The sequence below is a fragment of the Microcystis aeruginosa NIES-4325 genome, from assembly GCF_008974145.1.
Classification (GTDB): Bacteria; Cyanobacteriota; Cyanobacteriia; order Cyanobacteriales; family Microcystaceae; genus Microcystis; species Microcystis aeruginosa_G.
Window position 1 is genome coordinate 1 of the sequence record NZ_BJKP01000011.1, and the last position, 22,860, is coordinate 22,860.

Annotated in this window: 19 protein-coding genes and 3 pseudogenes; 13 read left to right on the plus strand and 9 right to left on the minus strand. The window is 41.5% G+C overall.

Annotated features, from left to right (window positions below; genetic code table 11):
• The 3 genes and pseudogenes from MiAbW_RS07930 to MiAbW_RS07940 all read left to right on the plus strand — a co-directional run.
• Positions 1 to 441: pseudogene (locus tag MiAbW_RS07930) on the plus strand (Uma2 family endonuclease); the annotation flags it as partial.
• A 272-nt stretch (positions 442 to 713) separates the two neighbouring features.
• Complete coding sequence (locus tag MiAbW_RS07935) at positions 714 to 1,499, plus strand: hypothetical protein (protein ID WP_151695658.1); 786 nt, start codon at positions 714 to 716, stop codon at positions 1,497 to 1,499.
• Positions 1,500 to 1,501: 2 nt separating this feature from the next.
• The gene (locus MiAbW_RS07940; protein WP_151695659.1) at positions 1,502 to 2,005 is read left to right on the plus strand and encodes a type II toxin-antitoxin system VapC family toxin; all 504 of its coding nucleotides are present in this window, start codon (positions 1,502 to 1,504) and stop codon (positions 2,003 to 2,005) included.
• Between the two features lie 197 nt (positions 2,006 to 2,202).
• Here MiAbW_RS07940 and ppsA read toward each other — a convergent pair whose 3' ends face one another.
• From ppsA to MiAbW_RS07960, 4 genes are all read right to left on the minus strand, one after another.
• Entirely contained in the window at positions 2,203 to 4,644 is a 2,442-nt protein-coding gene (gene ppsA, locus MiAbW_RS07945; RefSeq protein ID WP_151695660.1) for a phosphoenolpyruvate synthase, read from the minus strand.
• A 339-nt stretch (positions 4,645 to 4,983) separates the two neighbouring features.
• Positions 4,984 to 5,238, minus strand: a complete 255-nt coding sequence (locus MiAbW_RS07950) for a UPF0175 family protein (protein ID WP_151695661.1) — start codon at positions 5,236 to 5,238, stop codon at positions 4,984 to 4,986.
• A 73-nt stretch (positions 5,239 to 5,311) separates the two neighbouring features.
• Positions 5,312 to 6,760: a M16 family metallopeptidase gene (locus MiAbW_RS07955; RefSeq protein WP_151695662.1), complete on the minus strand. Its 1,449-nt coding sequence runs from the start codon at positions 6,758 to 6,760 to the stop codon at positions 5,312 to 5,314.
• Positions 6,761 to 6,824: 64 nt separating this feature from the next.
• Positions 6,825 to 8,381 (minus strand): M16 family metallopeptidase, encoded by a 1,557-nt coding sequence (locus MiAbW_RS07960; RefSeq protein ID WP_151695663.1) that lies wholly within the window; start codon positions 8,379 to 8,381, stop codon positions 6,825 to 6,827.
• A gap of 174 nt (positions 8,382 to 8,555) precedes the next feature.
• On the opposite strand from MiAbW_RS07960, the gene MiAbW_RS07965 reads away from it, so the two are divergent.
• From MiAbW_RS07965 to MiAbW_RS07975, 3 genes are all read left to right on the plus strand, one after another.
• Positions 8,556 to 9,449, plus strand: a complete 894-nt coding sequence (locus MiAbW_RS07965; RefSeq protein ID WP_151695664.1) for a ferritin-like domain-containing protein — start codon at positions 8,556 to 8,558, stop codon at positions 9,447 to 9,449.
• Positions 9,450 to 9,612: 163 nt separating this feature from the next.
• The gene (locus MiAbW_RS07970; RefSeq protein ID WP_151695749.1) at positions 9,613 to 10,677 is read left to right on the plus strand and encodes a pentapeptide repeat-containing protein; all 1,065 of its coding nucleotides are present in this window, start codon (positions 9,613 to 9,615) and stop codon (positions 10,675 to 10,677) included.
• Between the two features lie 71 nt (positions 10,678 to 10,748).
• Complete coding sequence (locus tag MiAbW_RS07975; RefSeq protein WP_151695665.1) at positions 10,749 to 11,747, plus strand: FkbM family methyltransferase; 999 nt, start codon at positions 10,749 to 10,751, stop codon at positions 11,745 to 11,747.
• 97 nt (positions 11,748 to 11,844) lie between these two features.
• Here the strand turns inward: MiAbW_RS07975 and MiAbW_RS07980 are convergent, their stop codons facing one another.
• Together MiAbW_RS07980 and MiAbW_RS07985 are read right to left on the minus strand one after the other, a co-directional pair.
• Positions 11,845 to 12,597, minus strand: coding sequence for a Uma2 family endonuclease (locus MiAbW_RS07980; protein WP_151695666.1), 753 nt, complete (start codon positions 12,595 to 12,597; stop codon positions 11,845 to 11,847).
• Between the two features lie 119 nt (positions 12,598 to 12,716).
• Positions 12,717 to 13,349, minus strand: coding sequence for a response regulator (locus MiAbW_RS07985; RefSeq protein ID WP_151695667.1), 633 nt, complete (start codon positions 13,347 to 13,349; stop codon positions 12,717 to 12,719).
• Positions 13,350 to 13,578: 229 nt separating this feature from the next.
• On the opposite strand from MiAbW_RS07985, the gene MiAbW_RS07990 reads away from it, so the two are divergent.
• Both MiAbW_RS07990 and MiAbW_RS07995 read left to right on the plus strand, forming a co-directional pair.
• Positions 13,579 to 15,819 carry a sensor histidine kinase gene (locus MiAbW_RS07990; protein ID WP_151695668.1) on the plus strand — a complete coding sequence of 747 codons (2,241 nt, stop codon included), beginning with the start codon at positions 13,579 to 13,581 and terminating at the stop codon, positions 15,817 to 15,819.
• 208 nt (positions 15,820 to 16,027) lie between these two features.
• The gene (locus MiAbW_RS07995) at positions 16,028 to 17,362 is read left to right on the plus strand and encodes a formylglycine-generating enzyme family protein (RefSeq protein ID WP_151695669.1); all 1,335 of its coding nucleotides are present in this window, start codon (positions 16,028 to 16,030) and stop codon (positions 17,360 to 17,362) included.
• 21 nt (positions 17,363 to 17,383) lie between these two features.
• On the opposite strand, the gene MiAbW_RS08000 is transcribed toward MiAbW_RS07995, so the two are convergent.
• Entirely contained in the window at positions 17,384 to 17,791 is a 408-nt protein-coding gene (locus tag MiAbW_RS08000; RefSeq protein ID WP_238707220.1) for a hypothetical protein, read from the minus strand.
• An 872-nt stretch (positions 17,792 to 18,663) separates the two neighbouring features.
• Between MiAbW_RS08000 and MiAbW_RS08005 the strand changes: the two genes are divergently transcribed.
• Entirely contained in the window at positions 18,664 to 19,665 is a 1,002-nt protein-coding gene (locus tag MiAbW_RS08005; protein WP_151695670.1) for a pentapeptide repeat-containing protein, read from the plus strand.
• A 185-nt stretch (positions 19,666 to 19,850) separates the two neighbouring features.
• Here the strand turns inward: MiAbW_RS08005 and MiAbW_RS20670 are convergent.
• Positions 19,851 to 19,955 (minus strand): annotated as a pseudogene (locus tag MiAbW_RS20670) (Rpn family recombination-promoting nuclease/putative transposase); the annotation flags it as partial.
• A gap of 30 nt (positions 19,956 to 19,985) precedes the next feature.
• Between MiAbW_RS20670 and MiAbW_RS19560 the strand changes: the two are divergent.
• The 3 genes from MiAbW_RS19560 to MiAbW_RS08015 are packed head-to-tail and all read left to right on the plus strand — an operon-like array spanning position 19,986 to position 21,089.
• Positions 19,986 to 20,456, plus strand: coding sequence for a WD40 repeat domain-containing protein (locus MiAbW_RS19560; RefSeq protein ID WP_172967352.1), 471 nt, complete (start codon positions 19,986 to 19,988; stop codon positions 20,454 to 20,456).
• Between the two features lie 37 nt (positions 20,457 to 20,493).
• Positions 20,494 to 20,652 carry a tetratricopeptide repeat protein gene (locus MiAbW_RS19565; RefSeq protein ID WP_172967353.1) on the plus strand — a complete coding sequence of 53 codons (159 nt, stop codon included), beginning with the start codon at positions 20,494 to 20,496 and terminating at the stop codon, positions 20,650 to 20,652.
• Between the two features lie 47 nt (positions 20,653 to 20,699).
• Positions 20,700 to 21,089, plus strand: a complete 390-nt coding sequence (locus MiAbW_RS08015; RefSeq protein ID WP_151695672.1) for a hypothetical protein — start codon at positions 20,700 to 20,702, stop codon at positions 21,087 to 21,089.
• A gap of 177 nt (positions 21,090 to 21,266) precedes the next feature.
• Here the strand turns inward: MiAbW_RS08015 and cbiE are convergent, their stop codons facing one another.
• Positions 21,267 to 22,535 (minus strand): precorrin-6y C5,15-methyltransferase (decarboxylating) subunit CbiE, encoded by a 1,269-nt coding sequence (gene cbiE, locus MiAbW_RS08020; protein ID WP_151695673.1) that lies wholly within the window; start codon positions 22,533 to 22,535, stop codon positions 21,267 to 21,269.
• A 63-nt stretch (positions 22,536 to 22,598) separates the two neighbouring features.
• Between cbiE and MiAbW_RS08025 the strand changes: the two are divergent.
• Positions 22,599 to 22,860 (plus strand): annotated as a pseudogene (locus MiAbW_RS08025) (DUF3782 domain-containing protein); the annotation flags it as partial.

Sequence of the window (22,860 nt, forward strand, 5' to 3'; positions counted from 1 at the left end):
AATAAACTACGTCAAGCGCCGGATATCATGGTGGTTTTTGGGAGACCAAAAGGGGAAAGGGGTTCCTATCGACAATGACTAGAAAATCATATTAGTCCCCAGGTGGTTTTTGAAATCCTCTCTCCGGGTAACACCCTCACGGAGATGTCCAAAAAACAGCTATTTTATCAGCCTTATGGGGTCGAGGAATATTATCTATATGATCCCCATAAAAATGATGCCAGTGCTTGGATAAGAGGCGAAAATCAGCTAGAAATTCTAGAAACTCTCGATAATTGGGTTAGTCCCCGTTTAGGCATTCGTTTTCAGTTAGGGGAACCGGAAATGTTGCTTTTTTATCCCGATGGACAAGCTTTCACTAGCTATAATCAGGAAAAACAACGAGCGGAACGATTAGCCAACAAACTGCGGGAATTGGGCATTAATCCTGACCAAATCTAAGTTTATCTCTTAATCGCAGTTTAAAGTTAATCTTTGTTAAAAGACAACTAAAAAATAGCCATAGTGGGCTATATGTATTTTCAGTATGATAAAGTTAGTTGGCTTAGTACAAAAAAACTGATGCTCAGGGATAATTGCTTTAAGCACGGCTAGTCGGAGTCCTATAGGTGAAGTTTATCTCGTAAATCTTCAGTTTTCAGTGCCAAGTTTACAGTCTCACGGCCAACGGGTAGAAATTTCACAGGTACATTATAAATTGTATATGATATTTGATGACCAATAACGAAATTACAGTTAACGACTACTCATCCACTAGATTATCAAGGGCGAGATTGACTCTCAAGGTTGATGGTCCTTATTTTCCTATGGTGAAATTCCAAAAACTTTTAGAGAGTTTTTCTATAATCCTGACGGAAATTGATCAAGAAATATCAGATACGGGAGAGGTGGGAGTAGAGTGGGCAATTACGGAAGTTCAACAAGGAAGTATTATTATGACAGCCGAAGCAAATATCCTTGATGAACAGGTGGAAACTGAGCGTCCTCAAAGAATTATCAATGTTTTTAGAGATAGTTTAGAAGAATTGATTAAGGAAAAACCTCAACGTCCCTTGTACTTCAACAATAAAGCCCTGTATAATGTCAAGAAGTTTAGCGAATTAATCGATCCAAATGATTTTGCTGATATCGAGTTTTCTACGGAAAATTGGAGGTTTTATGTTACTAAAAATATAGCGGCTAATGTAGATGAAATTACTCAAAATTTTTACAGTATTTATGGCTCTATTGAAGGGCAGTTAGTATCTATTAATATTGCCAATCGTCAAAAGATGGGGATTCGTAGCCTAACTGATACCAAAATTATTAAATGTTTTTTTCCTGAAGAACTTTTTGAACAAGCTAGAGAAGCTTTAGGAAAAAGAGTTTATGTTTTTGGGTTAATCCGGCAGTATTTGCATGGAGAAAAAATCAATATTCAAGTGCAAGAAATGAAAGTTTTTCCTGAAAAATCTGCTGCTTCTTCCCTGTCTAATATTATCAATTCAATTAGAGGTTAGTCTTGAAAAAAAAGTCTCTCAAAAAACATTATTGTGATTCGGGAATCTTTATCAGTTTTTTCAATGAAGAACCCCAGTATTATGAACAATGTAAGAATATTTTACTGGCAGCAGAACAGGGATATATTGAACTCTATACATCGGCTTTTACCATGGCTGAAGTTGTTTATATTAAATCTCTAAAAGCGAAACGAGATTTATCTGATTTAGAGCAGGAAAATATTATTAACAACCTATTTTCTAATGAATGGATAAAGTTAGTAGGATTTGAACGAGAGACATCGGAAATCAATCGTTATCTGATTAGGAGTTATAAACTACAACCCTTTGATGCACTACATCTCGCTACAGCGATTAGGATGAAGCTTGATTATTTTGATACCGTAGATCAAAAATTAATTGATAAAGTTCCACAAGAGGTTAATTTTTCTCCCAATTATCCCAAAAAAGTTATTATACAAAAGCCATTTATCGAGGGTTTTCAACCTCCCTTACCATTTCTATGATTAAACTGATGATATAACGTTTCTCACACCTGTGTGGCACAGTTAAACCTTTGCTGATTAAGCTTTTCAACATCGATAATGTACCTCTTGCGAACAGGAAACGCTATATATAATAATTAGCAATTAAATAGACTCGATTAATATTGTCAACATACTAAGATAAAAAAAGGTGGGCAAGTCCCACCTTTATCACTAAACTATTGTCCTTGCTCCACTGCTGCCACCATCAATAAAGTTTTGAGGACAGAATCAGGATTAAGACTGATAGAATCGATGCCTAATTCCACTAAAAATTGAGCAAATTCGGGATAATCACTGGGAGCTTGACCACAGATACCGATTTTGCGATTATGGGCTTTAGCGGTTTCAATAGCCATTTTCACCATGCGTTTAACTCCCTCATTCCGTTCATCAAAAAGATGGGCAACCAGGGCAGAATCCCGATCTAATCCTAAGGTTAATTGGGTCAAATCATTAGAACCGATCGAAAATCCGTCAAACACCTGAGCAAATTGGTCAGCAAGAATTACATTACTTGGTAACTCACACATCACATAAACTTGCAAACCATTAACCCCGCGTTCGAGACCATTTTTCGCCATTTCTTCGAGGACTCTCATCCCTTCTTCGGGGGTACGACAGAAAGGAATCATCGGAATCACATTAGTTAATCCCATTTCTTCCCGTACCATTTTCAGCGCCCGACATTCCAAAGCGAAAGCCTCGCGATAATTAGGATCAGTATAACGGGAAGCGCCGCGCCAACCGATCATGGGGTTTTCTTCCTTGGGTTCAAAGGGTTTGCCACCCAATAAATTAGCGTATTCATTGGATTTAAAATCAGACATCCGCACAATTACATCTTTGGGGTAGAATGCGGCTGCAATCATGGCAATTCCCCGGGCCAATTTATCGACGAAAAATTGGGGTTTATCCTCGTAGTGTTTGGTTAATTCGGCGATTTGGTCTTTTACGTCTCCTTCTTCCAATTCGTGGAATTTCAGCAAGGCGCTGGGGTGGGCCTGAATATGGTTAGCGATAATAAACTCTAGACGGGCTAAACCGACCCCTTGGGCAGGAATATCGGCAAAAGCGAAGGCTTTTTCGGGATTACCGATATTCATGAGGATTTTTGTCCGAGTTTGGGGCAAATTGTCCAGGGGAGTTTCAATAATTTCAAAGGGTAGCAATCCGAGGTAAACTTTCCCTTCATCCCCTTCCGCACAGCAAACGGTGACTTCCTGACCGGTTTTAATCGTTTCCGTGGCATTATTGCAACCCACGATCGCCGGAATGCCCATTTCTCGCGCGATAATAGCGGCATGGCAAGTACGACCACCCTGATTAGTAACGATCGCGCTTGCTTGTTTCATAATCGGTTCCCAGTCGGGATCCGTGCGATTGGTGACGAGAACTTCTCCCGGTTTAAAGTTGTTGATTTTATCCACACTGAGGATGACTCTGGCTTTTCCTTGACCAATTGCCGCACCTACACTCCGTCCTACCGCTAAAACTTGACTTCTTTGCTTAATTTCGTAGGATTTAAGGATATTAGCAGCTTTTTGTGATTGTACGGTTTCTGGACGGGCCTGAACGATAAACAGTTCTCCCGTGATCCCATCTTTTGCCCATTCGATATCCATGGGGGTGTAGGTTCCGCGCACTTGCGAGTAATGTTCCTCGATTTGGGTCGTCCAACGGGCTAAAGTGAGGATTTCTTGGTCACTAATGCAGAATTGATCCTGTTCTAGCTTGTTAACTCGGATATTCTTGGTTAGACGCGATCCCCCATCATCGTAGATCATCTTGATCGCTTTACTGCCGAGGCGTTTGTCGAGGATGGGTTTGTAACCGTTTTTAAGAGTGGGTTTAAAAACCAGATATTCGTCGGGGTTAACGGCTCCTTGCACGACATTTTCCCCTAAACCGTAGGCTGCCGTGATTAAAGCGGCATTTTTGAACCCTGTTTCCGTATCGATGGAAAACATCACCCCGGACGTGGCTAGATCTGAACGCACCATTTTTTGGACACCGACGGAAAGGGCGACGGCAAAGTGATCGAAACCGTTATGATGACGGTAGGAAATAGCGCGATCGGTGAATAAAGAGGCAAAACATTTATGGCAAGCTTCTAAAACTCCCCTCACTCCTTGCACGTTGAGATAGGTTTCCTGTTGTCCGGCAAAACTGGCTTCTGGTAAGTCTTCAGCAGTGGCGCTCGAGCGAACGGCCACATCGATGGAATGATAGAGATCATCGCCATAACGTTCACAGAGTCGGCGATAGGCAATAGCGATCGCATGACTTAAATCATCGGGGAACGGTGTATTGAGGATTAATGTGCGTGCTTGTTTACCTTTTTCTTGCAGGTTCTGCACATCGTTTTCGTCTAAATCTTGAAAAATTTGTCTTAATTGTGCGTCTAGTCCGGCTTTTTCAACAAAGTGACGGTAAGCGTAAGCGGTGGTGGCGAATCCTGTGGGGACATTAATCCCTTTCGGGGTTAATTGTTGGATCATTTCGCCTAAGGAGGAGTTTTTCCCACCGACTAATCCTACATCTTTGCTGTCTACTTCTTCAAACCACAGAATTAATGCTTGTTCTCTAGAGGTTCTCGCAACATCTTGTAGTAGCATCATAAGTATTTTTACCTCTGTACTTTATACTTTCAGTTTAGCGAGATACCATGCTCAGAAACCCTTGAGTTTGATATTTATTTACAAAACTCTATAATAGCCAACTCAGCCACGATCACCCTATCTCTAAAGGGTTTAATTGTCTAGGTACTTAACACAAAAATTAATATTTTAGTTGAAAGAGTGACTCGATTATTTATTACTCTCCAGCTTGTTTTAAAGCGAAACTAATGACCCTTGCAGGGTGCATCTAATTGAGGCAAGAGGCAAAAGGGGTAAAATCGGTTGTTAATAACAAGGTTTAGTATTAAAGGTGAGGTATTAATCACAATACGTTCAGTTTTAGGCATTTTCAAGGTCTGATAATAGTTCTTCTTCTGTTAAGTCAATCATCCCTACGCCAAAATCGGTCAATCTCAATAAAAAATTAACCCTATCCACTCCTAATAAATTGGCAGCCATACCCGATGAAATACGTTTCATCTCAAAGAGTTTTACTACCATAGCCCAGGTTGCTTCTCTCTCGAATTCCTCGCGCGTTTTTTGAAGAAAGTCGGGTAAATTTTCAGGATAATTTATTATGAGTTGTAAAGTCATATCTCGTGCTATATTTGTCCCATTTTTCTAGGTTGGATTTCACCTAGTTTAGATCAATCCAACCTAGATTTATTTATAGCTGTGTAATGGTAACATCAACAGTTTTAACCGTAGTTCCCAAACTGGATAAGGGAGGTTGAATTTCCTGTTCATTACCCACCACAAGAGTCACAATTTGATTCGGTTGTAGATATTGTTGGGCCACTCGTTGAATATCGGCAATTGTCACCCCTTTTACCGCTTGTTGATAACGGAAGATAAAATCTTGGGGATAACCATAGTATTCATAGGTCATCAATCGCGATAAATTTTGACCAGGTTTCTCAAACTTAAAAACAAAAGAATTGAGAATAGCATTTTTAGCATCTTCTAATTCTTTGGCAGTAACGGGTTGATTGCGAAGGCGCTCGATTTCGCCTAAAATTGCCTTAATAAAAGGTACGGTAGCATCGGTGCGAGTTTGACCTCCAGCAATAAATAAACCGGGATAATCATAACGACTATTCCAGATACCATAGACAGAATAAGCTAATCCTTGACGGGAACGCACTTCATTAAATAAACGACCACCAAAACCGCTTAAAATCTCATTTAATACCGTTAAAGCGGGATAGTCTGGACTATCCAAACGGCCCCCAAGATGACCTAATAAAACGCTACTCTGGGTTAATTGGGGTTGATTGACAACAAAGACACCTTGAAGATTTTTTTGGGTTGCCGAAGGGGTGACAATTTTAGGGGTAGTGGCGGGATTTTTCCAATCGCCAAAAGTCTTATTGATTAATGCTTTCATCGACTGAGAATCAAAATCACCGACAATTCCTAAAATTATTTGGTCGGGACGGACATAGGTACGATAAAAATCGATTAAATCCTGACGGTCAATATTAGCTAAAGTGCTATATTCTACAGTACGAGCGTAGGGGCTATTATCACCATAGACTAGCTTTTTAAACTCCCGACTAGCAATATCATCGGGATCATCATTACGTCGGGCAATTGCTCCTTTTTCCTGAACTTTGGCTAATTCCACCCTCTGATTTTCAAAAGCTGGGGAACGCAAAACCTCGGCAAAGAGATTAAAAACTGTTTCTAAATCTTCACTAAGGGCGCTAAAACTAGCAGTTCCAGTGTTAAGATCGATCGAGGTTTCTACTAGGGCTGCTCTTTGTTCTAATAACTGATTTAAGACATTAGAAGGATGGTTTTCTGTGCCACCACTACGCAGCACGGTTCCAGTAATATCGGCTAATCCGACTTTTTCCCCGGATTCTAATCTTCCTCCCGTCCGAATCATCGCCGTACCACTTACTAAAGGTAAGCTCCGATCCTCCACTAAATAAACCACCATACCATTATCTAGTTGATAACGTTCGTATTGGGGAACTGTAATTTCCGGAAGGGGAGGAAAAGTTAAATCGGTAAAATGTCTCGGGGTTTGGGCAATTGCTGGGGAACGAAAAGCTAGGACACCTATCAGGGTGAGCAGGATTAAACCTAGCCATTGTAAGCGTTTTTTCATGATTTGAGTCAAAATTATCGGAAGGAATAGATAAGAGGAAGCAAAAAGCAAACTTCGCCGCTTTTTACTTTGGTAAAATTCGGCCAATAGTGCGATTTTCCGGGGTAAAAGTTTCTTTAGCCACCCGTTGAATATCGGCCGCAGTGACAGCATTATAAGCATCTAATTGGGCGAATAAATTACGCCAATCGCCGGTTTTTACCTCGTATTCAATCAAGGATCGCGCCATGCCCATGTTAGAATCAAGACCTCTTAATAGGGCTGCCCGTAGTTGATTTTTAACCCGTTCTAATTCCTGTTCCGAAACCGGTTCATTTTTCAATCTTTCCAACTCCAAATTTAAACCCTGCGCTACTTCCTCCAGGCTGACATTAGGAGCGCTCAGAGCATAGAATAACAGCAAATTCGGGTATTTATCCCCCGGAAAGCCGTTAAATCCCTGGGCAGCGAGGGCAAGTTGTTTGTCCTCCACTAAAGCTTTATACAGTCGCGAAGTTCTTCCTTCACTCATTAAAGTGGCGATAACCTCGTAAACCGCATGATCGGGATGATTGAGGGCGGGACGATGGTATCCTTCTAAATACCAAGGCTGCGAGTCTAATTTTAGGGTAATTTCCTTTGTTTTGGTTTGCTCCGGCTCTACTACCGTCACCTGGGGGGGTTTCGGTTTAGCGGGAAAACGACCAAAATAAACTTTAGCTAACTGTTTGACCTGTTCTGGGTCCACATCTCCGGCGATAGCTATGGTTAAATTACTGGCAGGATAAAATTTATCGAAAAAGTTTTGGATATCTGAGGGTTCCAGATTGCGAATATCTCGATCGTAACCGATAACGGGACGTTTGTAGGGATGGACAGTATAAGCTTGATCGAGAAAAGCTTCGATTAATAGACCCAAGGGGCTATTATCCGTCCGCATCCGTCTTTCTTCCAGAATTACGTCTTTTTCTTTGTAAAATTCCCGTTGGAACACTGGTTCTAAAAATCGTTCCGATTCCAAAGACATCCACAATTCCAATTTATTCGACGGGAAGCTGTAAAAATAGCTAGTTGCATCGGTGGAAGTGGTGGCATTTAAACCGACTCCTCCCTGAGTTTCGACGATTTGCCCGTATTCGTTGCGTTGGACGAATTTCTCGGACTCTGCCTTCGCTTGTTGAAATTCTTCCGTTAATTTAGCCACTTCTGCACTTTTACCCGCTTTTTTGGCCGCTTGCAGTTCTTTGTCTATAGCTTCAAGGCGATCGAGGACTTTTTTCTCGCTAAGATAATCGGTAGTACCGATGGTTTTTGTGCCTTTAAAGGCTAAATGTTCCAAAAAGTGGGCAACTCCTGTTTTACCGTCCGGTTCATCGGCACCTCCCACATCCGCATAGGTGACAAAGGAAATAACCGGGGCATCGCGATTTTCTAGGATAATGAATTTTAGTCCGTTGTCGAGGCGAAATTCGGTAATTTTTTGTTGAAATTGCTTAAGGTAGGGGGTAATCGATTGCACATCGGCTGATTGCTCTTTCGCTTGGGCAAGAAGGGGTGAGAAACTCCCAAAACCCCAAAACACAAGGAAAGCGACCCAAAAGCCGATTACAGCCCGATAATAGGGGTTATTTTTAATGATCATGGATAGTTTTATCAGGTATCGTGGGAGCGAGAGATCGATCGCTATGTTCGATCTTAGCAGTCGATTGTTAGGAGAGGGGAGTGAAAAGCCATCTCCCTGCTTCCCGCTCCCTTGCCAGATTGGGGAAAAACTCCGTTAGAATACGGAAAGCCGTTTACAAAACGATACAAAATCATGACCGTTGCTTACCCTCGTAAATTCAAGAAGACGATGAGCGCTCGCGACATCATGAAGCGTGTCATTAGCGATCGCGAAATTCATCTTGTCACCCTCAACCGTTACCGCTACAACGAACAACGTAGCTGTAAAGACCTCACCGAACTGATCGAAACCCTAGACGGACAACCAAAAGAACTGATCCAGGAGCTTTCCCATCACGTCGCCGATGAGGCCCGCCATGCCTACTGGTTAACCGATTTATTAATCGAATTGGGGGCCGATGTGGGCAAACCGCCGGGGTTGTCCTATATCGATGAATTTGAACGTCTTCTCGATCAAGATCAATTCCAAGGCGAAGAACAAAGGGAAGATGGACTGATTGCAGCCCTAGCGGCAATTAACGTCACGGAAAAACGGGGATGCGAATACTTTGCCGCCCATATTTATGCCCTCAAAGCAGGGGAACAAACCCCAGAAAATCTGAAAATTCGGGAAACAATCGCCAAAATCTTTCCGGAAGAAGCGGGCCATGTGCGTTGGGGTAATCGTTGGTTAGCCAAAATTGCCCAAAAAAGCCCCGAACATCGGCAAAAAGTCGAAAAAGCTAAGGCCAAATACTCGGCGATCGAACAGGCCGCCTATGAATCGGGTATGGACATCACCCTGGGGGCAGAATTGCGCCGCTTCGGTCATTTAATGGAAATCGCCGCCACGATGCCGCTTTGGGAACGTCCTCAATATCTGATGGAACGTTTACCCCAAACCCTTCTCGACCCGAAATTGCAATTATTCCGGGTGGAAGCAGCCCGAAAAGCCTGGAATCGTGATCCACAAATGTTTATGGAACGCTTTTTGCCGATGTTTTTTAATGCGGACGGCAATATCGGCAAAAAAGAGAAAGTCAACTAATTTAACCTTGATTTTCAGGGGCAATCACTCAGCGATCGCTGAAGAAATGTTCAGCGAGGAGCGAGAAAATCAGCTATTGTTTTAAATAGGGGTGAGTTCTCGGCTTTGGGGCTGGAGAAACACCACTTTTTTCCTGTTTATTTTGGCTTTTCTTTTTTGGATTATGCGTCTTTTAGCTGCCTTCGATCGCTATCCCGATAGTGTATCGTTAACCCTAGAACCAGTAGCCACCGACTCGCAAAAATTTGATTTATATTTAACTTTACACCTACAAGCTCAAATTCAATCTCTCCTCGCTGGGGAAATCAAATGGGGACTAAAGGGAGGAAAATTAGATTTTCTTTTAGTTAATTGTCACCTAACACTAAATCCCCTTTCTAGTCAAGATTTATACATAAATCCTATTAATAATCATCAATGGCGGTTATCTTTCAAAAGTCCTCAGTCAATATTTACAGGAGCGATCGAAAGGATTAACCTAGGAACCGTCAGTGTGGAGGAAGAACCTTATCATCTGACGGTGCAATTTTCGCTGACAGCTGCCGATATCTGTATCACGGAAACATCGGGATTATGGAAACATGATATAAGTCCCAATAAACATAGTATTTTAGAGCGAAAGTTGGCATTTTTCCTGATGGAAAATCAATTTGATGCTTTTTTAAGTCGTATTTCTTTGGGTTCATCGCAGGTGGAATTAGATACTGTTCTAGTTGAACCGCAACCGGCAGCATCAGAAAATTTAGATAAATTGCCAGGACAAATCGAGAGAATTTATGCTGCTGTTAGTGATGATTTTCTGGAATTAGCCCAATTAGCTGAACTGGATCACCTAACAGATTTTACCGGGGCAAATCTCCTGGCAGCGGAATTAAGTGGTATATCTTTAGGCATGGCTAATCTCTATCAAGCGAATCTGCGGGGGGCCAATTTAACCGATGCTGATTTAAGTGAAATTAATGGCAGTTATGCTAGTTTTAAGGGAGCGGATTTAAGCGGGGCCTTATTAGCTAATGCCGATTTAAGTTATGCTGATTTTTACCGTTCTAGTTTGGCTTTAGCTAATTTAATTGGCTCTAATTTAGAAGGAGCTAATTTGGTTGAAGTCAACATCACTCAAGCGAATTTTAGCGGGGCAAAAGTGAAGGGGGCAAAGTTTGCCGATAACGTGGGTATGACTGAGGAATTGCGGGAAAACTTACGCTTGCGCGGAGCTTTCTGCGATTAGTATCCTCCTTACTTATAGACTGGTAATATCTTAGCAATTGTCCTATTTCTCCATAGCCAGATAGAAAAAATATGCCCTTATTTACTCCAAGTCTCAAAAAAAGCGGTCATCTCGGTCAAATTTCGATTACCGTCTGTAATGTTGGTTCACGAAAACTTAGCACTCAAGACGATTATGGTAGCAGCGGATGGCAGATTTTCGCCCCCAATTTAACAATTTTGGGAGTAGATGCCGATGGGGATGCTTGTGAAGAAGCTAATGAAGAATTGGTGAGACGAAATATTAATTGGCAGGAAAAACATCTAGCCATTGCCCTGGCAAAATCTCAGGGGGAAAAGACTTTGTATGTAACTAAACATCCGATGTGTAGTTCTCTTTATCATCCCAATGAAGATTTTTTAAATCGGTTTAAAAATTTACCAGAATTTGCTAACTTAGACTTTACTTTTGACCTAGAAACCACTACTTTAGATCAATTATGTCAACAGGAAAATATCCCATCTATAGATTTTTTACAAATTGATGTGCAAGGGGCAGATTTAGATGTTTTACAGGGAGGTTTAGAGATATTATCCCGCAGTGTTTTGGGTGTACAAATAGAAGTAGAATTTTCACCTCTTTATCTCGATCAACCTCTTTTCGCTGACATTGATAAGTTTTTAAGACAACAATCTTTTTCCCTATTTCATTTAGCAACTTCCCACCGAATTCGCAGTATTTCTCCTATTCAATCTCGGCGACCAGGGCAAATACTCTGGGGGGATGCTTATTACTACAGAGACTTAATTGCCCCAGATTTATCGGCTGATTTCTTGTCTCTAAAAACCCCCGAACAAATTCTCAAACTAGCTTGTATTGCCGATGTGATGGATTTTACCGATTATGCAGTGGAGTTACTAGCTTATTTGACCGTTAATTGTGGACAAGATAAAAATTATAATTTTGCCGATAATATTATCGAAGTTTTGAGTCAATTTCCTGACTTAATTAAGCAAGGACTAGCCAATTTAGAAATTTTCCAAATTCTTAAGGATTTCCTTAGTCCCGAAGCCGAAAATTTCTGGAAATAAAGTTAAATTTTCACAGATTCTAGAGATTACCAGTTAGCTTAGGTTGGTTCAACAATTGAGGAGCGGTAAGCTGTTGACTATTAATCAAAAAAGAAGATTAGAGATTTTCCTCGCTATCTATGCCTAATTCCCGCAGTTTAGCCGCTAATTTCGCCGCTTTTTGCTTTTCTTGCTCGACTTGGTTTTCTGCCTCTAAAAGCCGATTTTCTGCCTCCACAGCCCGATTTTCTGCCTGTTGTGCCGCTTCTGCGGGAGTGGGGACTAATTCGCCTTCGGGGGTAAAATAGCGCAATTTATTGGCGGATAAACCCAAATATAAGCCTAATTGTTGACTCCAGAGCCATCCCTGCGGATTGGGGGCAATCGGTTGATATTGACCGCTAATTAGGGTAAATCCTTCAAATTCTAAGCTTTCTGGGTCAAACCCAAAATAATCGGGAGTGCGAAATATATCTTGATAAATTTGTTTTTTCTCCTCTCGGTCAACTTTGGCGGTACTATCGGAGAGAATTTCGATAATTAAATTGGGATATTTGCCCTCTTCTTGCCAAACTACCCAACTTCTGCGGTTGGGGTTGGGATTTGTCCCCAAAACGACGAAAAAATCGGGACCACGAAAGAATTCTGACTTTTTCTGGTTGGGACTGTAATAAATGGTTAAATTGCCGGCGGCAAAATAATCTTCTCGCTCGCGCCACCACCATTCTAAACACTGAATTAATAAAATAATTTGTTGTAGATGTAGGTTGCTTTCCAAGGGTGGTTCATCACTCCAAAATTCGCCTTCTGGGAAGATTATCTCAGGGTTGACATGGGACTCGACTAGGGGTAAGCTTTGAGCGATAGTCATGGTTTGTCCAACAGAGATAGGTCGATAACTTATTATAAATTATTGAAGGGATTTTTTGAGCAATTTTAGCAGTAGTAATTGAGGTAGAATATTCCTGTGGGTAAATCGCCATTTTCCCCTTAAACAATACCCGAACGTAGGGCAATTACAGCCGCTTGTACTCGGTCATCCACGGCTAATTTATTCATAATTCCCCGCACATGAGTTTTGATCGTATTGGTGCTTAAATAAAGTTGTTCGGCGATTTCAGCGTTACTTTTGCCCTCAACAATTAACTTTAAAACATCCATTTCTCGCTCTGATAAAAGTGCTAGATTGGGATTAGGTTGCACTGCCGGCGCTTTGAGATTATCCATGACTAAACGGGCAATTTGAGGATCTAAATAGGTGGCTCCGTCCTTAGCTGCTTCAATAGCGGCCAAAAGGCGATCGAGACTCGCTCCCTTGATACAATAGGCATCAGCGCCACTGGCCAGAGCTGCGATCACTTCCTGTTGCAGAGTGTGGGAAGTGAGCATGACCACATGAACATTAGCTAAACCCTCCTTAATCTGTTTAGTTGCCGCAATGCCATCGAGACGGGGTAAACCGATGTCCATGACCACTAAATCCGGCCGTAGGGATAGGGCTAATTGTACCCCTGCTAGACCATCACTAGCTTGACCGACAATCTCAAAATCTGGCTGTTCACCGAGCGCTTGTTCTAAACCTAACTGCATTAAAGGATCGTCTTCAACAATTAAAATCCGCATGATCTTTGATTCCTAAAAGGAAAATGTACGGTTTTCACCCATCTGCATGAAGCAGAACTACTCCTAGTTTAGGCAATCTGGAGATAGATTAACAGTGATCTTGAAGCAGTCAGCCGTTAGCCGTGAGCCTTCAGCCTTTTTCTCCCCATATCCCTGTTGACTAATAACTAATTGCTGATTGCTCAGATAACTGCAAAAAACTTTCTCTTTCCCTTGCTGCTGCCTAAAAATGCTACGTATTTCGTCAGATCGATCGAAAATTGTCCTTGTTGCCCTAGTTTATCTGGGTGTTGGTTGGCTAGGCTATCTCTGCTTAAATTTAGGGTCGCGACCTGCCCCAATTTGGATGAGTGCTGGTATTGGCTTAACTGCTGTTTTTTTAGGGGGAAAAAGGCTAGTTTTAGGCGTTTTTATCGGAGATTTGCTTCTGACCTTCTTTTTAGGGGGCAGTTGGCCCATAGCTCTATTTTCGGCGATCGGTAGCAGTATATCGGCTCTGTTAGGGGCGCAATTCTTGCATTATCTGAGATTTTCCGCCACGTTACAGCGCATTCGCGATATTCTTTTACTGGTATTTTTAGCGGCTTTATGCGCCTCGGCAGTCAATGCCACTATCGATACTTTTGCCCGTAGTTGGCTAAATACTTGGGATTGGCGACAATTTGGACAGTCTTGGGGCATGATCTGGCTCGGAGATAGTACTGGAATATTAATGACCACGCCGCTGCTGTTGCGTTTTTTCTTCAATCGTCACTCCCTACGGGAACCACGGCAACCCCAACGCCTTGGCGAGGCCTTACTTTGTCTCAGTTTGCTAACGGTGGTGACTTCTGTGGTTTTTGGTGGTCAACAGAATTTTCTTAACCCCGATTGGAGTATGGTGCAGTACCTCGAATATCTGCCTTTTCCCTTTGTGGTTTGGGCCGCCATGCGCTTTCAGACTTGGGGAGCGGTAATAGCCAATTTTTTAGTATCTATTTTAGCTTTGATGGGATTGGTCGGGGGAATCAGTCCTTTTATCCTACAGGCCCCCGACCATACCAGAGGTGTCCTGATCTTACAAATCTTTTTAGTCATTGTCATGTCAACTTCTCTGTTTTTATCGGCGGCAATTACCGAAAGACAACAGATCGATCGAGCTTTAAATGAAACTTTAGAACGAGAACATTTATTGACACAAGTTGCTTTAAAAGTCCATCAATCTTTAGATATAGATCAGGTTTTAAATACCATTGTTGAGGAAATCAGAAATTTTCTCGATGCCGATCAAGTCTATATCGGTCACTGTCAAGAGGGGGGTTGGTCCAAGGTAATCGCTGAGTCCCGTCGTCCAGAGATTCCCTCGCTGATGGGTTGGTTTCCCGAACCAGAATTACTGGAAGAATTGGGACAATTATTTTCTTTAGATAAGTTAATTATTGCTGATAATACCGCTAAGGTGCAAACTCTACCCACTCTCAAGGGTTATTACGAATACCTGCAAGTTAAGTCTTCTTTAGTTTTACCCCTAAGGGTTAATCATCAACATTTAGGTGCTTTGGTAGTCCATCAATATTCCTATCCTCGTCATTGGCAAAAAAGCGAGGTCAAATTATTAGAACAGTTGGCCACCCAAGTTTGTATTGCTATCGGCCAAGCGCAACTATATCAGAGGGTGCAAAGCTTGAATAATAATTTAGAACAGGAAGTGGCAGCTAGAACCCTGGAACTGCGGGAAAAAGTCTGGGAAATTCAGCGTTTATACGAAATGAAAACGGTTTTTTTACAGGCAGTATCCCACGATCTTCGCACTTCGATTATGGGATTAGTGATGTTATTAAAAAATTTACAGTGTCGGCAAACAGAAAAGGTAACTATCTCGCGAGCAATGCTCGATCAGGTGGTGCGTAGTTGCGATCGACAATTAACTTTAATTAATGCTTTATCAGAAAATCATTTTGCTGAAGAACGGCCTTTAATCTTGCATCGTCAACCTCTATCTCTAAAAAAACAGGTGGAAATTTGGCTGAAAGATTGGCAAAAAGATTTTGATTTATATCAAGCTACTTTTATTAATCTTCTCCCCGATGACTTACCCGCTATTGATGCCGATCCTGGTCAGCTAAGAAGTGTTTTTGAACAATTATTAAATAATGCCTTAAAACATAATCCTTCACCGATTCAATTAGCCTTAGATGCTCGTATTGACCAAGATATGCTCTACTGCACTTTAAGCGATAATGGTATTGGCATGGATGAGGAACAATGTCAACATCTTTTCCATTTATATGTAAGAAATCTTCATAATCAACACCTAACGGGGATTGGTTTAGGTTCCTACCAATGTCGGCAAATAATCGAGGCTCACTCTGGGAGAATTGGGGTAAAAAGTACCCCGCAGGTTGGCTCGCAGTTTTGGTTTACTTTGCCCCTCGCTCATCAAAATTACCCAAGTCAAGAAGAGCGATCGAGTATTTTATGTCAGGGATAAATTTAACAATAAAAATCATCTTCCAATAACTCGTAAAAAATCGTTAGGATTATAGATTAAATCCAACGATGGGTTTCAACTGATTTTTGAGAGACATTTAACAGCAACAGTGCTATACTTTCAGATATAAGAGCCTTTTAAAGGAATATCCAGATACTTTTGGTGTCTTCTTATTCTCTAATTATCCTATCCCCTGCTGGAAAAATATATGACTATTTCTCAAGCTGAAATCCAACAGTTTTACGAAGAAACCTTTTTAGTGCAATTAAGAGAAACTTCCCTTGTGGATTGGGAGGATGATTCAGATATCTGTGTCGGATATCTGGTATTAGGAAGTTTAGATTACAATCCCGACACAGACGAGATGGATAAACTCGATGAAGTCAAGATAAAATCTTTACCCACAAATATACCCAATTCTATTCTTGAGTCCTTTAATTATCACTGTCAGGTTTCTCAAACTAGATTAGTTGATATTTACGTCCTGCAAGTGCCTATCGGTGATGAAGATACTTTTGCTATTTTTGTGAATGGATATGTTGATGATAGTTGGGATCAGGACACACAATTTTTAGAAGTTTATAACTGTCAAGGTATTTTAATTGGTTCTATCTTTGCTGCAAGAAGAATAGAACCGGGGGAAGAAGTTATTTGGGAAGATCGCACTTTTACCATCGATGACTATGACTTTTCTTATGAGGAAATACAAATTTGGTCGGAGGAAGATATAGAATATGTGGGATTGGAGCTAGAACAAATACCACTAGAGTTAACCCAGCAACAATTAGAAACTAGAGGGGAAAAACCCGCAGATTATCAAGAAATATTAGGAGAGGGCATTATTTTAGAGATGGTGGGAATTCCCTCTGGTAGTTTTTTGATGGGGATTTCCGAGGAACAACGCACGGATAAAAATCTATTTGATAAAGAAAAAATGCCTCAGCATTTAGTTACTATCTCTCGACCATTTTATATAGGAAAATATCCCGTAACTCAAGAGCAGTATCAAACAATTATGGGTTATAATCCTTCCTATTTTAAAGGGGAAGGCAATTTACCAGTCGGGATGATTACTTGGTCAGAAGCTCTGGAATTTTGTGTAAAATTAAATCAGTTAACCAGCAAAAAATATCGACTACCCAGCGAAGCGGAATGGGAATATGCTTGCCGTGCTGGGACTACAACTTGTTACCATTTTGGTGATGATATCAGTCAACTAGAAAAATATGCTTGGACTGTTTATGGAAGTCATCCTGTGGGCGAAAAATTGTCTAATTACTGGGGATTATACGACCTCTATGGCAATGGGTCAGAATGGTGCTTAGATGTGTGGCATGGCAATTATAAAAAAGCTCCTAATGATAGCCAAGTGTGGGATAAGGGAAAGGAAAGTTTGTATCAAGATATTGTTGCTAATTTTCTCCAATTATCCCAGGATTACAGACATCACGTTAAGCGCGGTTCCACTTCCGTTAATCGTTTCGGTGGAGAAGCTCGTGTTCGTGAAAGAGAACAGGGCTTTCGTGTAGTTTGTGAGGGATGAATCCCCATAAATAAAAGTAGATTATAGGGGCTTTTTGCAAATAATATATTTGTGTTCATGATCAGAAAAATATGACCACATTCTTCGCATATTATTGGAGGAATTACATTTATGATCGATGTCATTGATCCCCGGCACAAACCAAGATGACCAGTTCCCATTAAACCAACGAATTTGATAGGCGATAATTTTACCTTGTAAAATTTCTTGGTCAATTTGTGAGGACAATCCTTGATACCATCTCGCATCCTCTTGCGGAGGAGAAACAACTTCCACACAGACATCTTGAGTGGAAATATCATGGACAACTAAGTCTTTATTTGGTGAGTTAATACTAGGGTGAAAACGCTCTTGCTGAGAATCCTGATTAAGAATTTCGAGAATGCTAACAAGATACTGGTTTAACTGCTGCTGTTCTTCAGGGGTCATTGTTGTCTAAACTCTCTCTCAATTCTTTTTCACCTCACGTCAAAATTTTAACTCAAGAAAAAACCCCCGTCTAGACTGACAGGGATTAGTGGTCACTGAGCTTGTGGTCACTGAGCTTGCCGAAGTGCCGATCGCTCTGGCTCTCAATCCGAATCTGAAATCGTCGAATACCCGATTATAGCGATCGAAGATTGGGCTATTTACTAGGGAATAAAGCTCCCTTTCAATATCCAGTACCCATGGTCGAAGTAGGTTACTAATCGCCACTTTTCCCTACTCCCAACAATTTGAGATGTGCGGGCAGCTTATGGGATGTGAAGATAATTAAGCCTTAGCCCCCTTGCCAAAACAGTCCTTAACCCGATACAATCAATAAACCAAGGCTTCAGGGAATAGGATTGGGTGGTTCATCCCTAAGAGGGATTGACTTTTACAAAGTTTTATGCTTGCTCAACTGGAGAGTCCCCGAAATCTGGTGATGAAGAGTTTTAGCCTCTTGGCTACTGGACTGACTAAGCAGACCTAACAAATTCAACTGTATGATACCGAGTCAAGACATCGGCGAGGCAGTAGATTCAGTCAGAAAAACTGACGCACAAGACTTCTCTAATTTAATGCCTAGACCTGGCTGGCAACAAGTGGCGGGTTTAGGTAGAGGCTGTTTTTGGTATTGAACCCCGATTCTTTTTGTTCTTTACCGGTTTTAGTGATTGCCAATAGGGATTTTAAGCCCGTAATTGGTTAAAAATTTCTATTTATTTGCAAAAATCCCTAGTTGCTCCCTGTACTAATCCTAGAAATCGACTTCATCATCAGTAATTTTTCCCAACCCATTCTCTGGAAATCAGCTTCCAGAACAATTTAGTTATTTTATGAGTAGCAATGCCTTAACCAATCGTGAACATCTAATCGAACTGTATAATCGAGGTGAACGCAACTTTGCGGAAATCAGACTTAGCGGAGTTAATTTAAAGAGACAGTGTTTAAACCAGATTAACCTAAGTCATGGTTACTTAAAACGAGCCAATTTAGCCGAAGCTTGTTTAATTAACGCTAATTTTAGTGCCGCTTGCCTAGAAGAAGTTAATTTAAGCAAAGCTTGTCTTATCGATGCTAACTTGACTAAAGCCGACCTTTCTGGGGCAAATTTGCACCAAAGTCAACTAAGCGGCGCAATTTTGAGTAATACTGTTCTGAAAAAGGCTGATTTAAGTTCTGCCTGTTTAATTCACAGTAGCTTACTTTTTGCTCAACTGTTCAAAGCGAATCTCGAAGCCGCTAATCTTACCTCAGCCACTTTAACCCATGCCATGGCTGAGAAAGCTAACCTAAAACGGGCTATTCTCACTCGTGCTATTCTTAGCTCTGCTAATCTTAGCCATGCTAACTTAAAAGAGGCTAACTTAATTCGAGCCTATCTCTATCAAGCTAATTTGGAAAACTGCCAGCTTCAATACGCCGACCTCAGCTATGCCGATTTGCGCGGGGCGGATTTACGGGGGGCAGATTTACGTTATGCTAACCTAGAAGGGGCTAATCTGACGGGAGCTAACCTCAATTGTAGCGATTTTGAGGGAGCTAACTTAACCGGAGCCGATTTAAGCAAAACTGACGCTAATAAAGCCAATTTTCGCCAAGCTAACCTAACCGGTTGTAATCTGCTCGGCGCAAATTTAGCCTCCGCTAACCTTTCTGGTGCTAATCTACACCAAGCGGGATTACTCTTGAGTTATTTAGTGGGAAGCAATCTTAAACGAGCTAATCTCAAACAAGCTAACTTAATTGGGGCGATTTTAACCGAAAATAATCTCCTTTCTGCTTCCCTCGAAGAAACTATTCTTCCTAACGGTAGTCGCGGTAATCTCCTTTCCTAATATTCCTAGAAAAACCCGGTTGTAGAGACTTTTCCGCCAAGATTTCTATAACCGTGGCGTTTTTCTTGGGGGGATGGGAATATTTTCAGTGATTAGTAAACAGTGAACTGAAAACTCACATCTGATAACTAATTCAAGGCTGACTCCTAACCCGACCAACAAACTTTTTCAGCAGGCCTTGTGTATTATATCTCTTTTTGTATAGCTCTAACCTGTTTAACCTCTAACTCTAAGGTGGATGCGACTTGCTCAACGCTTAACCCTAAGGCTAACAAACGAGGAACAGCCTCTCAAAGGCCTTTGCTCGGCGACCATGTTTCTTGACAGGAATTGGATTAAGAGGATGTATTGTAAATAAAATTCAAGTGTGGAACTTAGAAAATGGAAATTTAATCTTTACCCTTGCGGACAATAAGATAGTAAAAACTATCAGTTATGGCAATGATGAAAAAATTCTTGTAAGTTATGATAACAATGATAAAAAACTTAAATTATGGAATCTAGAAAATGGAGATTGTGTACAAATTCTATCGGAACACCGATCCCAAATCCCTGCAATTGAATTGATTGATAATGGTGAGACGTTTTTGTATATTTATAATGGAGAAGAAATTGAGCTATGGAAACTATCTTATGGAAATGAGTTAATCCCAAGCAAAACTATCAAATGCAATACAGAAAAAATGATCGATAGCTTAATACAAATAGGCGATGATCGCTATAATTCATCAAACTATGATGGAGCGATATATAGCGTTTCTGATTCACACGAGGTACATTCCCGATCCTGAACAGCTTAATCAGCAAAGATTTAAGTGTGCCGCACAGATGCGAGAACCGCTATATTCCTATACAAAAGCAATAGATAATATCGATCATGATAATGCTGATGCTTATAATAAAAGAAGTACAGCACGTTCAGCCAATGGTGATATTAAAGGAGCAGTTGAAGATTTACAAAAAGCTCAACAGCTTTTGAAAAATTAAGCCAATAGTTTAATCTAAAGTAATTTTTTACTTCCCATGCAAAATCTATGAATACTCTCGAAATTCAAGAAATTATTGCCAAGATTACCTTGACTCTAGACAATCCAAAGTCGGTGAAGCTACAGATCAAACAGATTAACTTAGCTCAAAAACAACTTAGAGCCATCAAAAAAGAAATTAACGCCGAAATTCGCAATATTAATCAACAAGCAAGCCAAGCTTATTCTGATAGTATAATATCGGTGGGATTAGACATTTTTGGTAAACATAAATTGGCAGGACGAGTGAGAGCAGAAACGCGCCGGAGTATTGAAAGAGAAAAGAAAGATGCTCGTCAACCTTATCTAGAAATGAAGGACTTTATCGATCGAGTAATTTTGGAAGGTGATAAACTAAAACTGATGGCAGAAGATTATCTGCTCAAAAATCAAGACTAAAATATATCTCTAATGTTAGTTATCCTTAACACACCCACAATTCTAATTCTTAAATTTTAGAGGCATTATGCTAGAATTTTAATGGAGTTGTATTAGGCTCCCCGAAGAAGGTAGAAAATAGCGAAAAAAGTTCTATCTACAACTTGTGCAAGAGAGAGCAAGGACAAAATCAAGGATTTACAATCTCGGTTTCAGAACAGTCCACTGGGTTACGGGGGCCATTGCTTTCCAACCCAAAAACTTGCCGACCGGTTCGGCTTTTTCAATGCCAATTCGCAGCAGTTCTCCTCCTAATTTACTATGCCATTGCAAGAGGACTAATTCACTTTCAATTGTAACAGTGTTGGCAACAAGACGACCCCCAGGGCGCAGGGCTAACCAACAGGTTTCCAATAGGTGGGGTGTGGTGATACCGCCACCAATAAAAATAGCGTCCGGTTGCGGTAAATCTTCTAGGGCGCTCGGTGCGATTCCGGCGACGATTTGCAGGTGGGGCGTTCCCAGGGCTGCGGCATTATCGGCAATGTATTGTAGTCTGGTAGGATGATGTTCGATCGCAATCCCCTGGCAACGGCGATCGCTACGCAGCCACTCAATGGCAATGGAACCACAACCCGCCCCCACATCCCAGAGCAATTGTCCAGGTAGGGGAGCCAGTGTACTCAGAGTGATAGCACGAACTTCTCTTTTTGTCAACTGTCCGTCATGATGGTAGGCAGAATCTGGCAGTCCTGGAAGGCGCGGCACCCGGGTGGGGGGATGGGAGGAGATGCAGCTAATGGCGATGACATTTAGATCCGCCAGATCTGTAAACTCCCAATCGTCGGCGATGCCTTCAATGTGACGTTCCAGGGTTCCCCCTAGATGTTCTAAAACCGTGATGCGACTTTCGCCAAAACCTCCCTTCCTGAGCAGCCGAGCAGCGATCGCCGGAGTCTGGGCATCGGCACTCAGTACCAGCAGTTTAGCGCTGGGATAAAGCACCCCATTCAACCAAGCCGGGGGCCGACCGCACAAACTCAAAGTTTCCACTTCACTCAGGGACCAACCCAAACGACTACAGGCAAGACTAAAGGCAGAAGGAGAGGGAATAATCGTCATTTCCTCAAGGGGAATCTGGCGGGTGAGGGTGACACCAATTCCGTAGCACATGGGATCACCACTGGCCAAAACACAGACGGATTGACCACGAAGGCGGATAATCTCGTTAACAGAGTCTTGAATGGGAGAAGTCCAGAGCAGTTTTTGCCGTTGATCCTCTGGGGGTAACATTGCCAGATGACGTTCACCACCGACAATAACTGATGCTAAAGAAAGCAGACTTCGCCCCACTGAACTTAACCCTTCTAAGCCATCTTCACCAATTCCTATGATCGATAGCCATTTCGATTTACAATTGCGATCCGCCATATTAAAAAAAATCGCTACTATTTCATTATCTGCCATCAGGCTCTATCCTTCAAACAAGATATAATCGGGTTAGTGCCAAGTTAATTCAGAGGAAAAATTATGACCACCACCGCCGATGACGTTTGGAGATTATTAGCCGAATTAGTAGAAGCTCAAAAACAGACAGAAAGATGCTTTCAAGAAACCGAGCGACGCTTTCAAGAAACCGAGCAGCGCTTTCAAGAAACCGAGCGCATTCTCAAAGAACAATCTTTAAAAACCGATCGCCAAATTACCAGAGTCAGTCAAGAAATTGGTAATCTTGGCGGTAAATGGGGACGTTTTGTCGAAAATATGGTAGCCCCAGCTTGTGAGACTTTAT